Origin of the sequence: Burkholderia sp. Ed8 (assembly GCF_040761425.1) — a bacterium.
Classification (GTDB): Bacteria; Pseudomonadota; Gammaproteobacteria; order Burkholderiales; family Burkholderiaceae; genus Burkholderia; species Burkholderia seminalis.
Genome location: NZ_CP142885.1, coordinates 759625 through 780693, shown reverse-complemented (window position 1 = coordinate 780693; position 21069 = coordinate 759625). Strand labels below are relative to the sequence as shown.

20 protein-coding genes and 1 riboswitch are annotated in these 21069 nt (G+C 67.3%); of the genes, 3 read left to right on the top strand and 17 right to left on the bottom strand.

The genetic code is table 11. The features are described 5' to 3' along the window. Positions 1–86: 86 nt before the first annotated feature. The 11 genes from VXM69_RS03665 to VXM69_RS03615 all read right to left on the bottom strand — a co-directional run bounded on the left by VXM69_RS03665 (position 87) and on the right by VXM69_RS03615 (position 10695). Positions 87–302 (bottom strand): hypothetical protein, encoded by a 216-nt coding sequence (locus VXM69_RS03665; protein ID WP_049033871.1) that lies wholly within the window; start codon positions 300–302, stop codon positions 87–89. Between the two features lie 107 nt (positions 303–409). Further along, positions 410–841 (bottom strand): hypothetical protein, encoded by a 432-nt coding sequence (locus VXM69_RS03660; RefSeq protein ID WP_049033869.1) that lies wholly within the window; start codon positions 839–841, stop codon positions 410–412. A gap of 43 nt (positions 842–884) precedes the next feature. After that, positions 885–2732: a peptidase S10 gene (locus VXM69_RS03655; protein ID WP_049033867.1), complete on the bottom strand. Its 1848-nt coding sequence runs from the start codon at positions 2730–2732 to the stop codon at positions 885–887. Between the two features lie 694 nt (positions 2733–3426). Further along, positions 3427–5232: an ExeM/NucH family extracellular endonuclease gene (locus VXM69_RS03650; RefSeq protein ID WP_124608134.1), complete on the bottom strand. Its 1806-nt coding sequence runs from the start codon at positions 5230–5232 to the stop codon at positions 3427–3429. A 212-nt stretch (positions 5233–5444) separates the two neighbouring features. After that, positions 5445–6386 carry a CopD family protein gene (locus VXM69_RS03645; RefSeq protein ID WP_069704437.1) on the bottom strand — a complete coding sequence of 314 codons (942 nt, stop codon included), beginning with the start codon at positions 6384–6386 and terminating at the stop codon, positions 5445–5447. Beyond that, positions 6383–6763, bottom strand: coding sequence for a copper homeostasis periplasmic binding protein CopC (gene copC, locus VXM69_RS03640; protein ID WP_226226988.1), 381 nt, complete (start codon positions 6761–6763; stop codon positions 6383–6385). Before copC ends, VXM69_RS03645 begins: the two co-directional genes overlap by 4 nt. A gap of 14 nt (positions 6764–6777) precedes the next feature. Beyond that, positions 6778–7125: a copper-binding protein gene (locus VXM69_RS03635; protein WP_226226989.1), complete on the bottom strand. Its 348-nt coding sequence runs from the start codon at positions 7123–7125 to the stop codon at positions 6778–6780. A gap of 68 nt (positions 7126–7193) precedes the next feature. Beyond that, positions 7194–8489 (bottom strand): multicopper oxidase family protein, encoded by a 1296-nt coding sequence (locus VXM69_RS03630; RefSeq protein WP_367189014.1) that lies wholly within the window; start codon positions 8487–8489, stop codon positions 7194–7196. A gap of 1 nt (position 8490) precedes the next feature. Beyond that, entirely contained in the window at positions 8491–9993 is a 1503-nt protein-coding gene (locus VXM69_RS03625) for a TolC family protein (protein WP_367189013.1), read from the bottom strand. Beyond that, a complete protein-coding gene (locus tag VXM69_RS03620; protein ID WP_059559876.1) occupies positions 9990–10262 on the bottom strand; it encodes a hypothetical protein in 273 nt (90 codons plus the stop codon). Before VXM69_RS03620 ends, VXM69_RS03625 begins: the two co-directional genes overlap by 4 nt. Before the next feature lie 88 nt (positions 10263–10350). Further along, positions 10351–10695, bottom strand: a complete 345-nt coding sequence (locus VXM69_RS03615) for a hypothetical protein (protein ID WP_367189012.1) — start codon at positions 10693–10695, stop codon at positions 10351–10353. A 267-nt stretch (positions 10696–10962) separates the two neighbouring features. On the opposite strand from VXM69_RS03615, the gene VXM69_RS03610 reads away from it, so the two are divergent. After that, entirely contained in the window at positions 10963–11634 is a 672-nt protein-coding gene (locus tag VXM69_RS03610; protein ID WP_049035872.1) for a heavy metal response regulator transcription factor, read from the top strand. Continuing rightward, the gene (locus tag VXM69_RS03605; RefSeq protein ID WP_367189011.1) at positions 11631–13040 is read left to right on the top strand and encodes a heavy metal sensor histidine kinase; all 1410 of its coding nucleotides are present in this window, start codon (positions 11631–11633) and stop codon (positions 13038–13040) included. Before VXM69_RS03610 ends, VXM69_RS03605 begins: the two co-directional genes overlap by 4 nt. Before the next feature lie 13 nt (positions 13041–13053). Here the strand turns inward: VXM69_RS03605 and VXM69_RS03600 are convergent, their stop codons facing one another. The 3 genes from VXM69_RS03600 to VXM69_RS03590 are packed head-to-tail and all read right to left on the bottom strand — an operon-like array spanning position 13054 to position 14510. After that, positions 13054–13239, bottom strand: a complete 186-nt coding sequence (locus VXM69_RS03600) for a DUF1289 domain-containing protein (RefSeq protein ID WP_367189010.1) — start codon at positions 13237–13239, stop codon at positions 13054–13056. A 2-nt stretch (positions 13240–13241) separates the two neighbouring features. Continuing rightward, complete coding sequence (dmeF, locus tag VXM69_RS03595; RefSeq protein WP_069704430.1) at positions 13242–14222, bottom strand: CDF family Co(II)/Ni(II) efflux transporter DmeF; 981 nt, start codon at positions 14220–14222, stop codon at positions 13242–13244. 12 nt (positions 14223–14234) lie between these two features. Continuing rightward, positions 14235–14510, bottom strand: coding sequence for a metal/formaldehyde-sensitive transcriptional repressor (locus VXM69_RS03590; RefSeq protein ID WP_034188488.1), 276 nt, complete (start codon positions 14508–14510; stop codon positions 14235–14237). A 116-nt stretch (positions 14511–14626) separates the two neighbouring features. Then, positions 14627–14761, top strand: a riboswitch (yybP-ykoY riboswitch). A gap of 102 nt (positions 14762–14863) precedes the next feature. Between VXM69_RS03590 and VXM69_RS03585 the strand changes: the two genes are divergently transcribed. Next, positions 14864–15874, top strand: a complete 1011-nt coding sequence (locus VXM69_RS03585) for a sodium:calcium antiporter (protein ID WP_049035875.1) — start codon at positions 14864–14866, stop codon at positions 15872–15874. A 100-nt stretch (positions 15875–15974) separates the two neighbouring features. On the opposite strand, the gene VXM69_RS03580 is transcribed toward VXM69_RS03585, so the two are convergent. The 3 genes from VXM69_RS03580 to VXM69_RS03570 are packed head-to-tail and all read right to left on the bottom strand — an operon-like array spanning position 15975 to position 21066. Beyond that, the gene (locus tag VXM69_RS03580; protein ID WP_034188490.1) at positions 15975–16343 is read right to left on the bottom strand and encodes a copper-binding protein; all 369 of its coding nucleotides are present in this window, start codon (positions 16341–16343) and stop codon (positions 15975–15977) included. Next, on the bottom strand, positions 16340–19546 hold the full coding sequence (locus tag VXM69_RS03575; RefSeq protein WP_367189009.1) for an efflux RND transporter permease subunit: 3207 nt from the start codon (positions 19544–19546) through the stop codon (positions 16340–16342). Before VXM69_RS03575 ends, VXM69_RS03580 begins: the two co-directional genes overlap by 4 nt. Then, a complete protein-coding gene (locus VXM69_RS03570; protein ID WP_367189008.1) occupies positions 19543–21066 on the bottom strand; it encodes an efflux RND transporter periplasmic adaptor subunit in 1524 nt (507 codons plus the stop codon). The genes VXM69_RS03575 and VXM69_RS03570 overlap by 4 nt, the downstream gene beginning before the upstream one ends. Between the last annotated feature and the right edge of the window lie 3 nt (positions 21067–21069).

The following is a 21069-nucleotide window of genomic DNA, read 5'->3' as shown; positions in this document are numbered from 1 at the left end:
ATCCCCGCTATACCGCGTCACCCGCGTTCACGCACGAAGCCGATGCTGCGTTGCATGACCGCGAGGTGATGCCGGCCAACGCAGCATCAGCCCCCTTCTCCGTCATTCATCGGTGTGTAGATCGCCAGTTTCAGCGCGGGATCGTCGTTCGCCTGAAACGTCGCGTACTCATAGCGCTGCGTGCCGCGTTGCGCATGCACGAGCACCTTCTCGCCGGACACGCCGCTGCGCACGTCATGAGCGTCCCACCCTTGCGCGAACGCGACGCTGCTCGCATCCGGCGCACGCTTCCGGATTTTCACTACGCCGCCGAAATCTGATAAAGCCGGACGATCCCGCACCCGCGTCGCCCAAGATTCGGCGGCCGATGCGATTCTCCATCGCACCGGCCGCCGCGTCGCCTGCTACGTCACTCGTCCTGCTGCTCCTGCTGCGCCTGCACCTGCCGCTGCTGGATGAACTGCCGCACGTCGCTCATCGTCACACGCCCGGTGTGCTTCGCATCGATCTCGTCGAAGTGCTTCGACACGAAACCCAGGCCGCTGCTCTGCGCCTGCGCCTTCGTCACGGCCGCGCCGTTGCTCAGCACGGTATTGCCGCCAAGCCTTGCGTCGACGCGCTGCTGCGCCTGCTGCTGCAGCGCCGCGCCGGTCGACGGCAACACCGGCGCCGCCCGCGTGGCGGGAAAGAACGGGCCGTCGACGCCGCGCCCGCCGTGCGGCAGCTTCACCGGCGCCACCGCTTGCGGCGGCAACGCATAGGCACTGCTCGTCACGGCACCGAGGACGATCAACGGAGACATACGCCGCATCAATTTGATTAGGGACATGATCACTCGCATTCAATGGATGAATAGAGGGTTCCTTTGACAAGGAGTCCGTCGCTCAGGGCGCCGCCGCCAGCGTCGTTCCGGCCGTCGCGCCCGGGACGCTGCCGGTCGGCACGCTCGGCGGATTCTCGTCCGGCCACGGCGGCGGCAGCGTGTGCAGCGTCAGCGCCGTCGGAATCCGCGCGCCCTTGTAGAACGTCTTCAGGTCCCGCTTCATCTCCGGCCGGGCGACGTCGTCCAGGTAGATCATGTGGCCGCCCTGGAAGAAGTTCACCTGCAGCTTCGGATTGAGGCCCTTCACCGTCTGCAACCGCGCGAGTTGCTTCTCGGTGTTGAAGAACGGCGTCGCGAGATCGTGATAGCCATTCTCCGCGAGCACGCGAAGCTTCGGGTTCAACTGCAGCGCACCGAGCAGATCGGGGATCGTGTCGGGCATCGGCTGGCCGTCGTGCGAGAAGTCCCAGACGCCGATGATGTTGTCGTTCAACGGCAGGTACGTCGCGTTCGGCGCGGAGTAGCCGAGGTAATCCGGCATCTGCGTCGCGAGCGCGTTCGTAAACGGCTGCGAGATCAGGATGTCGGACGGGTCGCCGTCGTCCTGCAGCCGCGGATCGGAATTCGGCAACGACACGCGTCCGTCGTACCGGCCGATCGTCGTGCCGGGCAGCAGGCTCGTGCCGAACGGATTCGCGTTGAAGTAGCCGCGCAGCGCCTGTTGCGTGAGGCTCGACGGGATCGACCACAGCCTGAGCGTCGCATCGCTCGGGAACACCGGCGTGCCGAGCGCATCCGGAATGCCGAGCTGGCTCAACACCCACGACTGCGAGTACTTCTGCAGCTGGTTGTAGATCAGCGTCGTGAACAGTTCCGTCTGCAGTGCGTACAACCCCTGGTTCACTGGCGCCGGCGAGACCTGGTTGAAATACGCCGCGACCGCCGCATAGCCCGGCAGGTAACCGGCCACCGTATCGGTTTCGAGCAGCAGCCCTTCCGTCGACTGCGTGATCGCCACCGCTTCCACCGCATCCGCGAAGTAGTTCAGGATGGCTGACTGCAGCACGATGCCCGTCAGGTGCACGCCGGCCGATTCGAGCGCGAGCGCCAGCATGTCGGTACGCGGCGTGCCGTACGATTCGCCGTACAGATAAATCGGCGACGTGCCGCGACTGTTGACGTTCAGGTAGCGCTGGATGAAATCGCGCATGATGTTCACGTCCGCGTCGGAACCCCAGTACTTCTGGTTGGTGTTCGGCAACACGGCTTCCGACAGCCCCGTTCCGGGCGGGTCGATGAACACGAGGTCGGTGGTGTCGATCAGGCTCTCGGCATTGTCGACGAGCGGATAGTTCGGCCAGGTGGTGCCGAACCCGGGATCGGGCGTGGCCACCCGTGTCGGCGCGAACGAGCCGAGCCGCAGCCAGATCGACGACGAGCCGGGGCCGCCGTTATAGACGAACGTGACGGGGCGCGGCTTGCCGTTGGTGCTCGGCGCGGTGTACGCGACGTACGACATCGACGCTTCCGCATTGCCGTTCGCATCCTGCGCGGTCAGGTGGCCGGTGGTCGTCGTGTAGTTGACCGTCGTGCCGCCGGATTTCCACTGGTAATGCATGACGGCCGCTTTCTCGGATACCTGCGCCGCGGCGAGACCGTCGGTCGCGTTCATCGAGTAGGCGACGGGGTCGATGTACGGCTGGTTGGCCGCCGGCGCCTGATTGCCGGCCGCTTGCGCGCTGGCCTGCTGGCTGGCCGTGGCCTGCGCGAGGCTCGACGCGCCGACGGACGACGAATCGTCGCCGCCGCAGGCCGCGAGCGCCAGTGTCATGACGGTCACTACGCCCAGCCCGGCCATCCGGCCGTGACGAGCACGGCGGCTGCCGGTACAGCTCCTGTCTGGTTTCATCTCTGTCCTTTGGTTCGGATACCGCTTCACAAAGGCCGCCTTCGCCGACGAGACGCGCAGCAACACCCGCCACTCGCGCAAAAGGCGGTTGGGATCGGACTGCTTCAAGAGACTGAACGTGATACAGACACAGCAAACTGCTGGCGAGAATCGTGCTTGAACCGCCCCCTGCAGTTTGGACTTCTATTCTGATTACCGAAATTTACGACATCGACAAAATAGGCGGTGCTGCGCCGCGTTGTCAAAGATCATTCGGATATTAAAAATCCCGCAATGATGCGAAGGGCGGACAGTGTCTGGCATTTGAAAGAAAACGGAATTATTCGTGCAAGCTGCGCTTTATCGGTAATACCGGGCCGAATATTTTACTTTTCTCGCATAACCCGGAAGCCCTGCCTGCATTGACTCGACGATGACGAAACCTTCAGATCGACAGGATTTTTCTTTCATTTTTATTATCCGTGATCGATTAATACCGCACGGCAACCTTCACCCCTCACGCCGGGATTCGATTCGCTTCAACCTTTCTTCAATCGCCATGCCGATACGTACCGCATCGTCCATAAAATACCGACTCCGTTAATTTCAATTCGATTCGACGGCATTATTTACCCGATATCCGGCCGGCATTTCCGGGCGGATGACGACATGCGGCCTCGCCGCATGTCGTCGGTTGCGGCACGTCGATAGTCGATTATTTCTTGCCGCCCGGGAGCGCGATATCGATCAGCACCGGATCGTGATCCGACGAACGATAGGCGTCCGGTGCATAGAACGTCTTCTGCTGTTCGGCCGACTTGTACGCGAGCGTGTACTGCAGCGCGAGCGGCTCGTCCGCGTTGATGTGCCATTCGTGCACGGCCTTCACGTGCGAGGCGAGCGGCAGCGTCGCGAGCGCGTGATCGAGATAGCCGGCTTCGCCGTTGTACACGTAGCTGTACGCATTCGCGCCAATCCAGCGCGCGACGAGGTTGCGGTAGCCGCGCGATTCGAGCGCGCGGATCGGGTCCTCGTACGTATAGCTGTTGAAGTCGCCGATCAGCAGCACGCCCTGGCCCGCGACGCCCGTCGGGTTGCCGGCCAGCCAGTCGGCCAGTTTCGTCGCCGCGCGCGTGCGCGTCGGGTTCCAGCAACCCTGGCCGTCGCCCTGGTCGAGATCGTCGTTCGCGGCGTCCGGGCAGTTCTTCGACTTCAGGTGATTGACGGCCACCGTCAGCGTCTGCTTGTTGCCGTCGACCAGGCGGAACGACTGCGCGAGCGGCTGGCGGTTCTTGTCGTCGATTGCAAGCGTCGCCGCGCGGCCGACCGGTTCGACCTTGCGGTTGTCGTAGATCATCGCGACCGCGATCGCATCGCCGCCGAGGCGTGACGAGCCGGGATCGACGACGCGCCAGTGGCTGCCGAGCTTCGCCGCGAGCTGACGCACCGCGCTCAGTTCGCCGTAGCCGTTGTTCTGGATTTCCATCAGCCCGATCACGTCGGCATCGATCGCCTTCAGCGCGCTGACGATCTTCGCTTCCTGACGCTGGAATTCCTGGAACGTCTTCGCGCCGCGGTTGTTCGGATCGTCGAAGCCGCCGCCGAGCCCGTTGCCGTTGAAATAGTTGAGCACGTTGAACGACGCGACGCGCAGGTTCGACTTCGGATCGCGCGCGGGCGCGTTGGTGCGCGGATTCGGACGCGCGTCGAACGCCGGCACGGCCGCGCCGGGCAGCGGCTGCACGCGCCACGCGCCGTAACGCACTTCGAGCACGCCTTCGACGTCGCGCACGGTGTAGCCCGCGCGCAGCGTGTTCGCGGCCGACAGGCCCGGTGCCGGATACGGCACGGTCGCCGGGTTCTGCTTGTTCGAGCCGTCGTCGAGGATCAGGCGGTTGCGTGCGTTCGCATCGATCTGCGTCTGCGCCTGCGCGGGCGGCACGACGCTCGTCGGCGTACGCAAGCGGCCGTTGCTGAGCATCACGCTGCCGTAGCGGCCGAGCTCGTAGTTGTCGGTCACGTTCAGCGTCTGCGGCAGGCGCACGCGCATCCCTTCGTACGCGGCGAACGCGTTCGGGCTGTCGACCGGCAGCGTGAGCGTCGCGGGCGTGACCGTCTGGCCGTTCGCGCACACCGCGATCGCCCCCGACAGCGTCAGTTGCGTCTGGCCGTATTTCTCCTCGACCTTGCCCGTCACGTGCACGAGATCGCCGGCCTTCGCGCGCGCTTTCGGCGCATAGACGAACAGGCCTTCGGACACGCCCGGCTGGTTGCGGCGTTGCGCGTCGGCCTGCTGGACGAAGAAGCCGCCGAAGCCGTCCGTGCCGCCGAAATCGGCGGTGACGACCGCCTCGACCGACACGTTCTGGCCGGCGAGCGGCGACGGTGCGCCCGGCCCCTGGATATCGGCGATCGGCGTCGTGCTGCCGCCGCAGTTCGGGCTGACGGGAGCGGCAAATACCGGCGCGGCAAGCGTCGGAAGCAACAATAGCGGGGCAAACAGGCGGATTGTCGAGCGCATGACAGGGAATCCCGGTTGTGAGGGTGGCGAAAGCTTAGCGGCGCTCAATGACAGTTTTTGGTAATGAACAGACAGGCCGACGTAATGCCCGTCATCCCGCCGCGATCCCCACCGATCGCATGTTCGGGCCCGGAAATGCGGGGCAATCGGCTGGCAGGAACGCCTCCGTGCTCCGGACGATTCCCCCGCGCCGTCGCCGCCGCATCGCCGCGCTAGGCCGTTCCCGGCAACGCGCTCGATACGAGCACGGCCGCCACCATCAGCACGCCGCCGAGCACGACCGCCTCGATCCGCAACACGGCGCCAAACCGTTTCAACGAGACGGCCGGCATCGCGGCAGCCGGGTCCCGCAGCGCGGCCAACAGCTTCGGCATCCCGAAGAAGCGGTTATGGCCACCGAGCGCCGCTGCGATCAACACGAGCGAAAGCTTCAGCAGCAGGATCTGCCCGTACGTCGACACGAGCAGGTTGGCCGGCGTATCGACGCCGCGCCAGCCGTTGTACGCGCCGGTCGCGAACAGCACGACCAGCGCATACGTCGACGCATCGGACAGCGACTGCACGAACGATGCGCCCGTCGCGCGTTCGCTCGCGGGCATGCCGGCGAGTCGCGGCATCACGCCGAATGCCGTCACGAGCACGAGCCCGACCCACGCGCTGATCGCCAGCAGATGCAGCCAGTCGATCCACACGGGCACGCTGAACAGGCCTGCGTCCACCGGATGCCCGCCGTTGCTGCGCGCAAGCGCGACGCAGGCAAGCGCGGCCCACATCGCGAACGGAAAACGCGTGTCGTTCGCGCGCCTGACGAACGCCAGCAGCACGACGACGAGCATGAACACGGCGCCGGCCAGCCATGCATGACCGAAGCCCGTGCCCGCGAGCATCGCGCGGACGGCCGGCCCCGCTTCGAACAAAGGCACTTCGCTCATCAACGCGCAGTGCGCCCAGAACGCGGTGACGCTCGCGAGCAGCGACACGGCGGACGCGATCCGCAGCGTCGCGACGAGCCGTCGCCCGATCCCGTGCTGCCATGCCGACGCGCCAAGCGCGAGCCAGCGGCCGCCGAGCAGCGCACCGACGACGACGGCGAACCCCGCATTCTGGATCGCTACCGCCACGAGCCGCAGCAGGCCGACGATACCGTCGTTCATCCTTTCACCCGGAACGTATAGGTGCCCTTCGTGCGATGCGCGTCGGCGGTCATCGCCACCCATTGCACCGTGTATGCGCCGGGCGCGAGCCTCGGCATCGCGACCGTCATCACGCGCGGGTTCGACGCATCGACCTTCGCCTTGTCCTGCGTGACGGCATTGCCGTTCGCGTCCGACACCTTCACCGAGCTGAATGCCGGTTCGAGGTCTTCGTTGAACGCGAGCCGCACGGTGTCGGGCGCCACGTCGACCGTGCTGCCCGTCGCCGGTGCAGCGCTTTCCAGCTTGCCGTGCGCCGAGGCCGTGACAGGCGCGGCCGCGAGGATCGCGCCGGCCGCGGCAAAGCCGGCCAGCCGCTTGAGCATCGTGATCGTCATGTTCGCGCTCCGCGTCACGGCTTCTTCAGTTCGACGACGGTCAGCGCGCCGCCCACCTCTTCTGCGACGAAGTCGATCTTGTCGCCAGACTTGACCTGGGACAGCATCGCCGGGTCCTTCACCTTGAACACCATCGTCATCGCCTCCATCCCGAGGTTCTCGAGCGGGCCGTGCTTGATCGTCAGCTTGCCCGCGGCCGCATCGACCTTGCGAACTTCGCCGTGCGACATGCGCTGCGCCGCGTCGGCGCCCTGCTTCGCGCCGCCGCTCATGTCCATGCCGGCCATGTCGCCGGCCGCGTACGACGCGGCGGAAAACGCCAGCGCGCAACCCGTTGCCATCAAAACCAGTCCCTTCTTCATCGTGTCGACTCCCGTGTGAGTGAATGGAAACCGGCGGCCGCATACGCACGGCCGCCGCATGCTGCTGCTCAACCGTCCGGCAATTCGCCGGTGTATGCGTAGGCGACGGTGCCCTTCGGATGCCGGAACCAGCCCGGATCGCGATAGTCGGTGCGGCCGAGCCCCTGCCGCACCTTGCAGACCGTGAACATGCCGCCCATCTCCAGCGGCCCGAACGGGCCCGTGCCCGTCATCATCGGCAGCGTGTTGTCGGGCAACGGCATTTCCATCCCGCCCATCGCGCCGCCCGTGCTCCCCATCGCCATGTAGTCGGGCACGAGCTTGCCGATACGCTGCGCGAGATCCTTCTGCGGCACGCCGATCAGGTTCGGCACCTGGTGGCCCATCGCATTCATCGTGTGGTGCGACTTGTGGCAGTGGAACGCCCAGTCGCCCGGACGATCGGCGATGAACTCGATCGCGCGCATCTGCCCCACCGCGACGTCGGCCGTCACTTCGGGCCAGCGCGCGGCCGGCGGAATCCAGCCGCCGTCGGTGCCGGTCACTTCGAAGCTGTAACCGTGCAGGTGGATCGGATGGTTCGTCATCGTCAGGTTGCCGAAACGAATCCGCACGCGGTCGCCGGCGCGCACCGGCAACGGATCGATGCCCGGGAACACGCGGGAATTGAAAGTCCACATGTTGAAGTCGGTCATCTCGTTCACGCGCGGCGTGTAGCTGCCCGGGTCGATGTCGTACGCGGCGAGCAGAAACACGAAATCGCGATCGACCGGCATCGTGCCGCGATCCTTCGGGTGCACGATGAACATGCCCATCATCCCCATCGCCATCTGCACCATCTCGTCGGCGTGCGGGTGATACATGAAGGTGCCGTGCGCTTCGAGCTGGAACTCGTAGACGAAGGTCTTGCCGGGCGGGATGTGCGGCTGCGTGAGGCCGCCGACGCCGTCCATCCCGTTCGGCAGCCGTAGCCCGTGCCAGTGGATCGCCGTATGCTCGGGCAGCCGGTTGGTCACGAAGATGCGCACCTTGTCGCCTTCGACGGCCTCGATCGTCGGGCCCGGCGACTGGCCGTTGTAGCCCCACAGGTTCGCGTTCATGCCGGGCGCCATCTCGCGCACGACGGGCTCGGCCGTCAGGTGGAACTCCTTCCAGCCGTTCTTCATCCGCCACGGCAGCGACCAGCCGTTCAGCGTCGCGACGGGTGTGTACGGGCGGCCGTTCGGCGGCACGAGCGGCGGCTGCGTGCCGGTCTTCGCCATCGTGGGCGCTTCGGGCAGCGACGCGGCGCCGGCCTTGCTGACCATCGCCGCACCGAGCAGCGCGGCGCCCGAGCCGCTGAGAAATTGTCGACGGGACACCATGTCAATGACCTTCCGGATGCGTTTGCGTCGCGGGCGCCGGTGGCGCCGCGGGAGTGGAGACCGGCTGCGCGGCAGCGTCGGCCCTGGGCGTGGGTTCGGGTGCCGGTTCGGCGGCATTCGCCGCGCGCGGCGCAGCGCCTGATGACGGCAAGCGACCGCCGACGGCCATCTGCAGATCGGTTTCGGCGAGCCAGTAGTCCTTCAGCGCATCGATGTAGCCGTTGACCGCGCCGACCTGCTCGCGCGCGTCGGCCAGCAGCTCGAACACGCTCGCGAGCATCCCGTTGTAGCGCAGCAGCAGTTCGTCGGAGATCGTCTTGCGCAGCGGCACGACTTCGTCGCGATAGTGGGTCGCGACGTCGTAGCTCGTCACGTACGCCGCGTACGATTCGCGCACTTCGGAGCGCGCGTCGATCGCCGTTTTCGCGAGCCGGTTCGCCGACTGCATGTAGAGGGCCTCGGCGCGCGCGACCTTCGCGCCGCCCCAGTCGAACAGCGGAATCTCGACGCTGATCTCGTAGCCGTGCTCGTGGCCCTTGCCGGTTTCGTAGTTGTTCACGTAGCCGAGATCGACCGCGTTGACGAAGCGTGTCGCCTTGCTCAGGCCGAGCGACGACGCGACGCCCTGCGTCCGCAGCTTCGCGGCCTGGATGTCGAAGCGGTTGCTCATCGCGAAGCGTTCGAGATCGGGCAGGTTCGGGCGCGCTTTCGGCAGGTCGGGCAAGCGCTCGGGCAGCGCGTACCGCGTGCGCTCGCCCCACAGCCCCATCGCGCGCGTGAGCTTCTCGCGTGCGGCCAGCGCCAGCTGGCGCGCCTTCGCGTGCAGCGCGACCGCGTCCGCCTGGAACGCCTGTTCGCGCGCGTAATCGAGGCGGCTGAAGTTGCCGGCCTGCCGCATGCGTTGCGCGAGTTCGGCGGCCGCGCTCGCGGCGTCGCGCACCTGCTGCGCATAGTTCGCGGCCTGCCCGGCGGCGACGGCTTCCACGTAGGCGCGGCGCGCGTCGGCCGCCACCTTCAGTATCGCATCGGCCGTTTCGAGCCTGGTCTGCTCGAAGCGGCGGCGTTCGATGTTCGTCGCGAGCGGCATCATCAGCAGTGCGAACACGTTCGCCGACAACGTGCGACCGAGCGTCAGTTCGCCGTCGCCGGCGCGCGTGCGGCTGAATGCGAAGCGTGGGTTCGGCAACCGGCCGGCCTGCACGAGGTCGGCCTCCGACAGTCCGAGTTCGGCGTACGACGCCTGCAGGCCGCGGTTGTTCAGCAGCGCGACCTGCACCGCATCGTCCATCGACAGCGGCCTAGCCAGCAGTTCCTGCGTCCGCCTGTCGACGGCCTCGCGGTCGGCATCGGTCCTGACGACCACCGCGTCTTTCCCGATGCGTTCCGATGCGGCGGACGACACGGCGTCGAAACCGCCATCCTTCGAAAACGTCGTACAGCCCGCAAGGAACGCCAGCGCGACCGCGGCCGCACCGATCCTCGGCGATATCGCCAGGTTCGTCATCGCGCGGCCCCTCCGTGCGTCGCATGTGCGCCGCCGTTGCGCGCCGCATTGCCGGGCTTCGCGGGCCGCTCCGTCACGTCCCTGTTCAGTTGTTTCCAGCCGGGGCCTTCGTCGTCGCGATACGGCCGGTAGCCGTCGAACGCGGACGTCACGGTGACGTCCGGCACCGACGCGGCGGCGTCCGCCGGATCGGGCAACGGGGTTTGCGCAGGCGCGAGCGACGGCATGAAGGCCGCCGCGCTCAACAGCGCCGCAGTGATCAGTCGCATGAAAATATCTCGTCGTGAGTCGTCCGGCGGACCGGGTGCGGCCGCCAGCGTGAATTGCAGGTCGCGGCCTGTCGGCCACGGGCGGGAACTAGACGGGTATCGCGCGAGGCGGCCGGTCGATGCCGCCGGTCAGGAACGACACGCCGCCGGCCGATGGGGGAGGCGCGGCGATCGCGACGCCGACGCTCGTGACGGCGGGCACCGCCCCGGCACCCGACATGCCCGTGCCGAAGCAGCACGACACGCACGCGGAACACGACGACGCATGCCGCGCGTGACCGTCATGATCGTGACGGCCCTCCTGCGCGTGCGGGGCCGCCTCCGCCGGCATGACGGCAGCGCCCGCGCACTGCATCGACACAGCCGCGAACGACTGGATCGGCAGGCTCAGCGCCAGCAGCACGACGACGAGGAATTTGCGCCAATACGACATGGATGCGGAATCGGGCAGGCAACGACCGGTTGGGCCGGCGCGGCGCCGCGACGGCGCGCTCCGGGGACAAGACGGCTGCAGGTTATCGCCGCCGCGGTGACGACGACATGGCCGAAACATGACCGGATTTTCATGAAACGCGGGTGACGCGGCGCCTGGGCGATGCATGACAATCCCGTCATCCGGCGGTCATCGTTCGCGCACGCGCGGCACCTTAAGCTCAGGCGTTACACTGACCGGCTGGAAATACGGACAGCCTGCCCCACCATGCGGATACTGATAGTCGAAGACGAACCCAAGATGGCGTCGTACCTCCGCAAGGGGCTGATGGAGGCGAGCTACACGGTCGACATCGCGGAAAACGGCCAGGACGGGCTGTTCCTCGCGCTGCACGAGGATTTCGACCTCGTCGTGCTCGACGTGATGCTGCCGGCGCTGGACGGCTTCGAGGTGCTCAGGCGGCTGCGCGCGCAGAAGCAGACGCCCGTGCTGCTGCTCACGGCCCGCGACGCGATCGAGGACAAGGTGGCCGGGCTCGAACTCGGCGCCGACGACTACCTGCTCAAGCCGTTCGCGTACGCCGAATTCCTCGCGCGCATCCGCTCGCTGCTGCGCCGCGCGCCGCGCAACGCGCGCGACATCCTGCTCGTTGCCGATCTCGAGGTCGACCTGCTCAAGCGCCGCGTGCGGCGCGCCGACACCCGCATCGACCTGACCGCGCAGGAATTCGCGCTGTTGCAGCTGCTCGCCGAACGCGAAGGCGAAGTGCTGACCCGTACGTTCATCACGTCGCAGATCTGGGACATGAATTTCGACAGCGACACGAACGTCGTCGATGCGGCAATCAAGCGGCTGCGCGCGAAGATCGACAACGCATATGAGAAGAAGCTGATCCACACGATCCGTGGCATGGGTTACGTGCTCGAGGATCGCTCGTGAGCGCGAGCCCGGCTTCGTATTCGCTGCTGCGGCGCCTGACGCTCGCGTTCGCCGTCGTCGCCGCGCTCGTATTCGCGCTGACCGGCGCATACCTGTACCGCTCGCTGTCCGCCGAACTCACGCGGCGCGACGACATCGAGATCTCCGGCAAGCTCAACCAGTTCCTGCAGCTCGCGCACGCGAGCGGATCGACAGCCGCGCTGCGCGCCGATCCGGCCGTGTTCCATGAAGTGCTGCTGTCGCACCCCGGGGTCTATCTCGGCATCTACGATGCGCAGGACCGCCCGCTCGTCGAGCACTCCGACGCGGCCGGCAACACGCTGGCGTCGGTGATCACGGCACCGCATCCAGCCGATGGCGCCGCCGGGCCGTTCTCCTGCTCGCCATCGGGCATCGGCACGTCCCGCTGCGTGTATGCGCGTGCAACGCTGCCGTCCGGCGAAGCGATCCAGGTCGCGCTCGCACGCACGGCGACCGATCGCCAGTCGCTGCTCGAAAGCTATCGCGTCGACATCTGGCTCGCGGCGGCCGTCGGCGCGCTGCTGGTCGGCGCACTCGGCTACGCGGTCGCATCGCGCGGCCTGCGCCCGGTCGAGAGCCTCGGCCGGCAGACGTCGCGCATCGAGGCGCACAACCTGAACGCGCGCCTCGACGCGCGCGGCGGCCCCGTCGAGCTGCGCGAACTCGCGACGTCGGTCAACCGGATGCTCGACCGCCTCGAACGCGCGTTCGTGCGGCTGTCGCAGTTCTCGTCCGATCTCGCGCACGACATGCGCACGCCGCTCGCGAACGTGATCAGCTCGTCGCAGGTCACGCTGTCGCGTGCCCGCACGACCGAGGAATACGAAACGCTGATCGATTCGAACATCGAGGAATGCGAGCGGCTGCAGCGGATGATCGAGAACATGCTGTTTCTCGCGCGCACCGACAATGCGCGTCAGCACCTGAAAACCGCCGAGCTGGACGCCGGCAGCGAGTTGCGCCGGCTCGCGTCGTATTTCCAGGCGCTGGCCGACGAAGCCGGCGTGCGCATCGACGTGCGCGGCGAAGCACCGGTCGTCGCGGACGCGACGCTGTTCCGGCGAGCGGTGAGCAACCTCGCATCGAATGCGCTCGAACACGCGCAAGCCGCGTCGGCGATCGAACTGGCCGTTTCGGTGCAAGGGAATGATGCGGTCGTCGAGGTCACGAATCGCGGTGCCGCGATTCCGCCCGAACAGGTCGAACGGATCTTCGAGCGCTTCTACCGCATCGATTCGTCGCGGCACGGCGCGGCGCGCAACGCGGGGCTCGGGCTCGCGATCGTGAAGTCGATCATGGAATTGCATCGCGGCAAGGTGGAGGTCGTGAGCCGCGACGGGTGCACGACGTTCGCGCTTTATTTTCCGCGCGGCACGGACGGGTAATCCGCCCGCCCGCTCACGCGTCCGTTCCGCGCCGCAGCTTCGCCTCGCGGCGCGACCGGTCATTCAGTATCTGGTGCCGGCGGTGATCGGTCATCTTCTTCCAGTCGCGTGCCTCGTCGCGCGTGCGCAGGCAGCCGGCACAAAAGCCCGTCCGGCCGTCGAACGCGCACAGGTCGATACACGGCGATTTCAGGGCCACGATCAGGCCGCCTTCGCACGCGTCGTCACTTCGACGGTCACGTGGGACACGCCGTCGAAGCGCGCGACGAGTGCATGGTAGAAACGCGCATCGCGCGCGGTATCGCCGGTTTCGACCGACACGATCGCGCTCATGTGCCCCGGGCCCACGCGCCACACATGGAGATCGTTGACCTTGTCGCCAAGCGCCTCGATCGCGCGGCGGACGTTGTCCGTCAGCTTGCGATCGACGTTGACGTCGAGCAGGATGCCGCCCGTGTCGCGCATCAGCCCGTAGGCCCAGTTGGCGATCACCAGCGCGCCGACGATCCCCGCGAGCGGATCCATCCAGACCCAGCCGAACGCCCGCGCGAGCAGCAGGCCGACGATGGCCAGCACCGACACGGCCGCGTCGGCGATCACGTGAACGTAGGCGGACCGGATGTTGTGGTCGCGATGCGCCGCCGCGAGCGAGCCGTGGTCGTGATGCGCGTCGTCATGGTCGTGATCGTGGACATGCGCATGACCATGCCCGTGATGATGATCGCCGCTCAGCAGCCACACGCTGGCGAGATTCACCGCGAGCCCGAGCACCGCGATCGGAATCGCTTCGCCGAAATGGATGGGCACCGGAGACAGAAGGCGCGCGATCGCCTCGTAGCCGATCAGCAGCGCGATCATCGCGAGCACGATCGCGCTCGTGAACCCGGCCAGATCGCCGAGCTTGCCGGTGCCGAACACGAAGCGCGGATCGTCCGCATGCCTGCGTGCGTAGGTGTAGGCCAGCGCCGCGATCAGCATCGCGCCCGCATGCGTCGACATGTGCAGCCCGTCGGCGACCAGGGCTAGCGAGCCGAACAGCGTGCCGCCGACGATTTCGGCGATCATCATCGCCGTGCACAGGCCGATGACCATCCAGGTCTTCCGCTCGTTCCGCGCGTGCGCGGCGCCGAGAAACGCATGGCTGTGCCAGCCGTCGGCGGCACTCCCCTCGAGTTTGCTCATGTTCCGATCCGGTTACTTGAAATAACTGTGGACGACGTCGATGAGCTGCTCGGTCGCGCTGCCTTCATGCGCGTCCGGCGTGTCCGCGTCGACGAGATGCGACCGGATGTGGTCTTCCAGCACGACGGCCAGCAGGCCGTTCATCGCGCCGCGGCAGCTCGTGATCTGCTGCAGCACATCGTTGCAGCCGCGCTCGTCCTCGAGCGCGCGCTCGATCGCCTCGACCTGACCCTTGATACGGCGCACGCGGTTCAGCAGCTTCTGTTTGTCGCGAACGGTATGACTCATCGATGGCTCCTGTATAGGGTAGGGGAGTATATATCCACGACGGTTTCCCCATAGGGTGGAGGGAGACATTTTTTCGAGATGAAGGCTTGTCGAAAGCAACCCGCTCGGCTAGACTGCCCTTCGTCTTTGGGGAGTAGCCTGCTTTCCGTCCCCGGAAAGCGAACGCGTCAACACACTCGGCCTGCGGCCGTGGCGCGTTCGGCCTGATCGGCTTGGCGAGACCATGGGCGCGTCGCGTCGTTCCTGGTCGGACGGCGGCGGATGCGCCATGGTTCGTCAGCGTCCGACCACGGAGTCCCCATGTTCCTCCCCGCTCTCTCTCCATACGCCACCGTTGCCCGCGGAGGTGCCGCATGACGTTCATGTTCCTCGAACTGGCGTTCATGCTGATCGTCATCCTCGTCGCGGCCGAAGTCTTCACCAATGCGCTCGAACATCTCGGCGAACGCCTGAAGATTTCCGAAGGCGTGACCGGTTCGCTGTTCGCGGCCGTCGGCACGGCGCTGCCCGAAACGATGGTGCCGCTGCTCGCGCTGGCCGGCGGCACCGCGAACCAGGCCGTGAACGAGGAAATCGGCGTCGGCGCGATCCTCGGCGCGCCGCTGATGCTCGCGACGCTCACCACGTTCCTGATGACGCTCGCCGTGATCCGCTCGCGCGGGTTGCGCGGCACGATCGCGCCGGAACGCACGGGCTTCGTGCGCGACATGAACTACTTCCTCGCCGCGTTCTCGCTGGCGACCGCCGCGATGTTCGTCCCGCATCACAACTGGGCCGTGCGCGCGCTGCTCGCCGCGATGCTCGTCGGCCTCTACGTGATGTACGTCGTGATGACGTTCCGCGCGTCGACCCGGCTCGTCGATGCCGGGCACGGCACCGAGGCGCCGCATGCGATGTTCCTGTCGCGCGCGGGCCTGCCGACCAACCTCGCGACGATCGCGCTGCAACTGCTGATCGGCGTCGCGCTGCTGGTCGGCGGGGCGAAGGGCTTCATTCACGGCGTGGAAGGCGTGTCGCATGCGCTCGGCATCTCGGCGCTGCTGCTGTCGCTGATCATCGTGCCGATCGCGACGGAGCTGCCGGAGAAGGTCAACAGCGTGCTGTGGATCCGCCGCAGGAAGGACACGCTCGCGTTCGGTAACATTACCGGCGCGATGGTGTTCCAGGGCACGCTGCTGCCGGCGATCGGCATCATGCTGACGCCGTGGGAGCCGCGCCCCGAAGTGCTGACCGGCGTGATCATCACGCTCGCGGCGGCCGCGTGGCTGCGCGTCAACGCGCGGACGCGCGGGCTCGCGATCTGGGCATTGCTCGCGAACGGTGCGGGGTATGCGGGGTATCTGGTCCTGACGCTGACGCGCTGAATGCGCCGATGCGCGGACCGGGCGCGCCGGCCGACGGACACGTCGGCGCGGCGCGCTTCACTGCGCAGATGCGGGCGACCGCCGCACCTGCCGACGACGGTCAGGAACCCTTGACGAGCTTGACGATCGTCAGCGTGCCGTCGACCTTCTCGATCCGCACCTTGACCTTGTCGCCCGCCTGCGCGTGCGCGAGCATCGCCGCATCCTTCGCCTTGAACGCCATCGTCATCGCCGGCATCCCGACGTTGTCGAGGGCGCCGTGCTTTAGCGTGATCCTGCCGCTCGCGGCATCGACCTTCTTCACCTCGGCGTCGGTCAGCGCGGCATGCGAATCGGCCGCGCCGTCCGGCGCCATCTTCATGCCGGACATGTCCATGCCCGACATCTCGCCGGCGGCAAACGCCGGTATGGCGGCAGCGCCGAGCGCGACAACGGCGGTTGCGGCGGCGATCAATTGATTCATCTTCATCGTGATTCTCCGGTTGGGATGGGTGGCACGTTCGTGCCGGAAGGAACTGCATCGGAATGCCGCGCCCGGCCCGCGCCGTACGCACGACGGCGCTGAAGCAGGAGCCACGCGGCGGGAATGACGAACATCGACAGCAGCGGCGCCGTGACCATGCCGCCGACCATTGGCGCGGCGATGCGCTGCATGACTTCGGAGCCGGCGCCATGGCCGACCATGATCGGCACGAGACCGGCGAGCACGACGGCGACCGTCATCGCCTTCGGCCGCACACGCAGCACCGCGCCCTCGCGGATCGCGTCGAGCAGCAGCGCATCGGTCAGCGGTTCTCCGCCGTCGAGCCGGCGCTGCAGCGCGCCTTTCAGGTACAGCAGCATCACGACGCCGAATTCGGCGGCCACGCCGGCCAGCGCGATGAAGCCCACCGACGTCGCGACCGACACCGCATGACCGAGCGCCCACACGAGCCAGAAGCCGCCGACCAGCGCGAACGGCACCGTCGACATCAGCAGCAGCGCGTCGGCCACCGAGTCGAACGTGAGGAGCAGCAGCACGAAGATCACGACGAGCGTGACGGGCACCACGGTGCGCAGCGTCGCCGCCGCGCGTTCGAGATACTCGAACTGGCCCGACCACGCGATCGAATAGCCGGGCGGCAACGCGACCCGTTGCGCGACGGCCCGCTGCATCGCGCGGACGGCCGTGCTCAGGTCGACGCCGCGCAGATCGACGTACACGTAGCCGGACAGCCGCGCGTTCTCGCTGCGGATCATCGGCGGCCCGTCGGCGATGCCGATGCGCGCGACATCGCCGAGGCGGATCTGCGCGCCGCGCGCGGTGACGACCGGCAGTTGCCGCAGGTTCTCGAGCGAATCGCGGATCTCGCGCGGATAGCGGAGGTTGATCGGGAAACGCTCGCGCCCCGCGACCACTTCGCCGACATCGTCGCCGCCGACCGCCGACGACACGACCGACTGGATGTCGGCCACCGACAATCCGTAGCGCGCGGCCGCGAGCCGGTCGATATCGACGTCGATGTAGCGGCCGCCGTTCAGCCGTTCCGCGAGCGCGGACGTCACGCCGGGCACGCGCTTCACGGCCGCCTCGACCTGCGTCGCGATCGCGTCGATGCCTGCCAGGTCCGGCCCGGAAATCTTCACACCGACCGGCGTCTTGATCCCGGTGGACAACATGTCGAGCCGGTTGCGGATCGGCGGCACCCACACGTTCGACAAGCCCGGCACCTTCACCGTCCGGTCGAGTTCGTCGACGAGTTTCTCCGGCGTCATGCCGGACCGCCATGTGCTGCGCGGCTTGAAGCGGATCGTCGTCTCGAACATCTCGAGCGGCGCGGGATCGGTGGCCGAATCGGCCCGGCCCGACTTGCCGAACACCGTGTCGACCTCGGGCACGGTCTTGATCAGCCGGTCGGTCTGCTGCAACAGTTCGCCCGCCTTGTCGGCCGAGATGCCCGGCAGCGCGGTCGGCATGTACAGCAGGTCGCCTTCGTCGAGCGGCGGCATGAATTCGCCGCCGAGCCGCGACAACGGCACGGCCGTCAGCACGAGCGCGACGACCGCGATACCGATCGCGAACCACGGGCGCCGCAGCGTCGCCTCGAGCAGCGGCCGGTACAGGCGGATCAGCACGCGGTTGATCGGGTTCGCGTGCTCGTGCGGAATGCGGCCGCGCACGAGATAGCCCATCAGCACGGGCACCAACGTCACCGACAATCCGGCGGCCGCGGCGATCGTGTAGGTCTTCGTGAACGCCTGCGGCGCGAACAGCTTGCCCTCCTGCCCTTCCAGCGAAAACACTGGAACGAACGACAGCGTGATGATCAGCAGCGAGAAAAACAGCGCGGGCCCGACTTCCGCGGCCGACGCCGCGACCAGCTCCCAGCGGCGCGCGGCGGTCGGCTGCTCGCCCGGATGCGCGTGGTCGTACGCTTCCAGATGCTTGTGCGCGTTCTCGATCATCACGATCGCCGCGTCGATCATCGCGCCGATCGCGATCGCGATCCCGCCGAGCGACATCAGGTTCGCATTCACGCCCTGGTAACGCATCACGATGAACGCGGCCAGTACGCCGAGCGGCAGCGACAGGATCGCGACGAACGCGCTGCGCAGATGGAACAGGAACACCGCGCAGACGATCCCGACGATGACGAATTCCTCGATCAGCTTGTCCTTCAGGTTGCCGACCGCGCGCTCGATCAGTTGCGATCGGTCGTAGGTCGTGACAATGTCGACGCCGGGCGGCAACGAACGCTTCAGGCCGGCGAGCTTCGCCTTCACCGCGTCGATCGTCGTCAGGGCGTTCTTGCCCGAGCGCATCACGACGACGCCGCCCGCCACTTCGCCCTGCCCGTTCAACTCGGCGATCCCGCGCCGCATCGCCGGGCCGACCTGGATGTGCGCGACGTCGCCGAGCAGCACCGGCGTGCCCGCGTCGTCGGTACGCAGCACGACGCGGCGGAAGTCGTCGAGCGTGCGCAGGTAGCCGGACGAACGCACCATGTACTCCGACTCGGCCAGCTCGACGACCGAGCCGCCGGATGCCTGGTTGGCCTTGCCGAGCGCATCCGCGACCGCCGCCTGCGTGATGCCGTAGGCACGCAACTTGTCGGGATCGAGGACGACCTGGTACTGGCGCACCATGCCGCCGATGCTCGCGACTTCCGAGACGTCCGGCACGGCCTTCAGCTCGAACTTCAGGAACCAGTCGTTGAGCGCGCGCAGTTGCCCGAGATCGTGACGGCCGGTGCGATCGACGAGCGCGTACTCGTACACCCAGCCGACGCCGGTCGCATCCGGCCCGAGCGACACGGTCGCGCCGGCCGGCAGGCGGCTTTGCACCTGGCTCAGGTATTCGAGCACGCGCGAGCGCGCCCAGTACGGATCGGTGCGGTCGTCGAACAGCACGTAGACGAACGCATCGCCGAACGACGAGTACGCGCGCACGGTCGTCGCGCCCGGCACGCCGAGCAGCGTCGTCGTCAGCGGATAGGTGACCTGATCCTCGACGACCTGCGGCGCCTTGCCCGGATACGACGCCTTCACGATCACCTGCGTGTCCGACAGGTCGGGCAACGCATCGAGCGGCGTCTGCCGCAGCGAATGAACACCCCACGCGGCGATCAGCACGGTAGCCAGCAGCACCAGGAAGCGATTCCGGACGGACCAGAGAATGACGCGCGCGATCATCGTTCGCCTCCCTGCGGCTCGACCTTCGTTAGCCGGTAGCCGTCGTCGGTCTGCATGAACGCGAACCGCGCGGTCTGACCCGGCTTCACGTCGGGAAACGCCCGGGCCGACGGCTTGCCGAACGCCATCGTCATCGCGCCCCAGCCGAGCGCCGGCACCGGTTGATGCGAGAACGTGATGTCGTCGGCCGTCACCTTCTCGACCTTGCCGGTCGTTTCGTAGACCGGCAAGGTCGCCGCAGCGGACGATGCGGCCGTACCTGCCTCCGACGCGCGTTCGAGCCGCGGCAGCACGCTTTTCAGGCTGGCTTCCGAATCGATCAGGAACTGGCCCGACGCGACGACCGTGTCGCCTTCGTGCAACCCGTCGAGCACTTCCGTGTCGCCGCCGACGTCGTTGCCGGTCGTGACCGATACCGGCTGAAGGCGGCCGTCGCCGTTCTTCACGATGACGATCGTGCGCTTGCCGGTCGCGATCACGGCCTCGGACGGCACGAGCAGGCGCGACACCGTATCCTTCGCGGCTACGCGCACGCGCATCAGCATGCCGGGTGTGAGCTTCAGCGACGCGTTGTCGATCTCCACGCGCGCCTGCAGCGTACGGCTGCCCGTGCTGATGCCGGGCAGCACTTCGCGGATGCGGCCGCTGACGTGCCGTGCCGCATCGCCCGCGAACGTCGCGTCGACCGACATCCCCGGCTGCACGGTCAGCGCGAGCGCTTCCGGCACCTCGACGATCAGCCACAGCGTCGACAGCCCCGCGATCTTCGCGAGCGTCTGACCGGGTGCCACCATCGCGCCGTCGCGCACGTTCAGCTCGCTCACGACACCCGTTTCCGGCGCCGTGAGCACGACATGCGTCTGCGCACGGCCGGTGCGCTCGAGGGCCGCGACCATCCCGTCCGGAATCGACAGCGCCCGCATCCGTGCGCGCGCCGCATCGAGCAGGCTGCCGTCCATCCCGCCGCGCTTCAGCGCGAGATATTCCTCCTGCGGCGCGAGCCAGTCGGGCACGAACAGCGATGCGACCGGCGCGCCCCGCTCGATGCGCTGCATCGGCGCACGCGCGTACAGGCGATCGATATAGCCGGTGACGCGCGACTGCACGACGTCCGCGCGCGATTCGTCGAACTGCGTCGTGCCCACCGCGTCGAAGCCGGCGTCCGTCTGCTGGCGCCGCACGGTCGCATACCGGATGCCGAGGTTCTGCTGCAGGCCCGGATCGATCCGAATGCCCGGTGCGGCGCCCTCTTCGTCCGCATAAACGGGCTGCAACTGCATGTCCATGAAAGGCGATTTGCCCGGTTTGTCGAAATGCTGGTTCGGCACCATCGGGTCGTGCCAGTACAGCACCTTGCGTGCCGCTTGCGGATCCTGCGTGCCGGACGGCGCGGCAGCGGATGAGGCGGCCGTCGCCGCGCCGCCCGCCGCATGGCGAACGCCCGCGAAGTAGCCGGCGCCGCCGAGCGCCGCGCCGGCGAACGTCAGCACCACCGCGCGTGCGAGTGCTTGTTTGTTCATGGT

Coding starts and splice junctions, on each gene's coding strand:
- VXM69_RS03660 (WP_049033869.1), bottom strand. CDS start 841: ATGCGAGTGATCATGTCCCTAATCAAATTGATGCGGCGTATGTCTCCG.
- VXM69_RS03655 (WP_049033867.1), bottom strand. CDS start 2,732: ATGAAACCAGACAGGAGCTGTACCGGCAGCCGCCGTGCTCGTCACGGC.
- VXM69_RS03650 (WP_124608134.1), bottom strand. CDS start 5,232: ATGCGCTCGACAATCCGCCTGTTTGCCCCGCTATTGTTGCTTCCGACG.
- VXM69_RS03645 (WP_069704437.1), bottom strand. CDS start 6,386: ATGAACGACGGTATCGTCGGCCTGCTGCGGCTCGTGGCGGTAGCGATC.
- copC (WP_226226988.1), bottom strand. CDS start 6,763: ATGACGATCACGATGCTCAAGCGGCTGGCCGGCTTTGCCGCGGCCGGC.
- VXM69_RS03635 (WP_226226989.1), bottom strand. CDS start 7,125: ATGAAGAAGGGACTGGTTTTGATGGCAACGGGTTGCGCGCTGGCGTTT.
- VXM69_RS03630 (WP_367189014.1), bottom strand. CDS start 8,489: ATGGTGTCCCGTCGACAATTTCTCAGCGGCTCGGGCGCCGCGCTGCTC.
- VXM69_RS03625 (WP_367189013.1), bottom strand. CDS start 9,993: ATGACGAACCTGGCGATATCGCCGAGGATCGGTGCGGCCGCGGTCGCG.
- VXM69_RS03620 (WP_059559876.1), bottom strand. CDS start 10,262: ATGCGACTGATCACTGCGGCGCTGTTGAGCGCGGCGGCCTTCATGCCG.
- VXM69_RS03615 (WP_367189012.1), bottom strand. CDS start 10,695: ATGTCGTATTGGCGCAAATTCCTCGTCGTCGTGCTGCTGGCGCTGAGC.
- VXM69_RS03610 (WP_049035872.1), top strand. CDS start 10,963: ATGCGGATACTGATAGTCGAAGACGAACCCAAGATGGCGTCGTACCTC.
- dmeF (WP_069704430.1), bottom strand. CDS start 14,222: ATGAGCAAACTCGAGGGGAGTGCCGCCGACGGCTGGCACAGCCATGCG.
- VXM69_RS03590 (WP_034188488.1), bottom strand. CDS start 14,510: ATGAGTCATACCGTTCGCGACAAACAGAAGCTGCTGAACCGCGTGCGC.
- VXM69_RS03585 (WP_049035875.1), top strand. CDS start 14,864: ATGACGTTCATGTTCCTCGAACTGGCGTTCATGCTGATCGTCATCCTC.
- VXM69_RS03580 (WP_034188490.1), bottom strand. CDS start 16,343: ATGAAGATGAATCAATTGATCGCCGCCGCAACCGCCGTTGTCGCGCTC.
- VXM69_RS03575 (WP_367189009.1), bottom strand. CDS start 19,546: ATGATCGCGCGCGTCATTCTCTGGTCCGTCCGGAATCGCTTCCTGGTG.
- VXM69_RS03570 (WP_367189008.1), bottom strand. CDS start 21,066: ATGAACAAACAAGCACTCGCACGCGCGGTGGTGCTGACGTTCGCCGGC.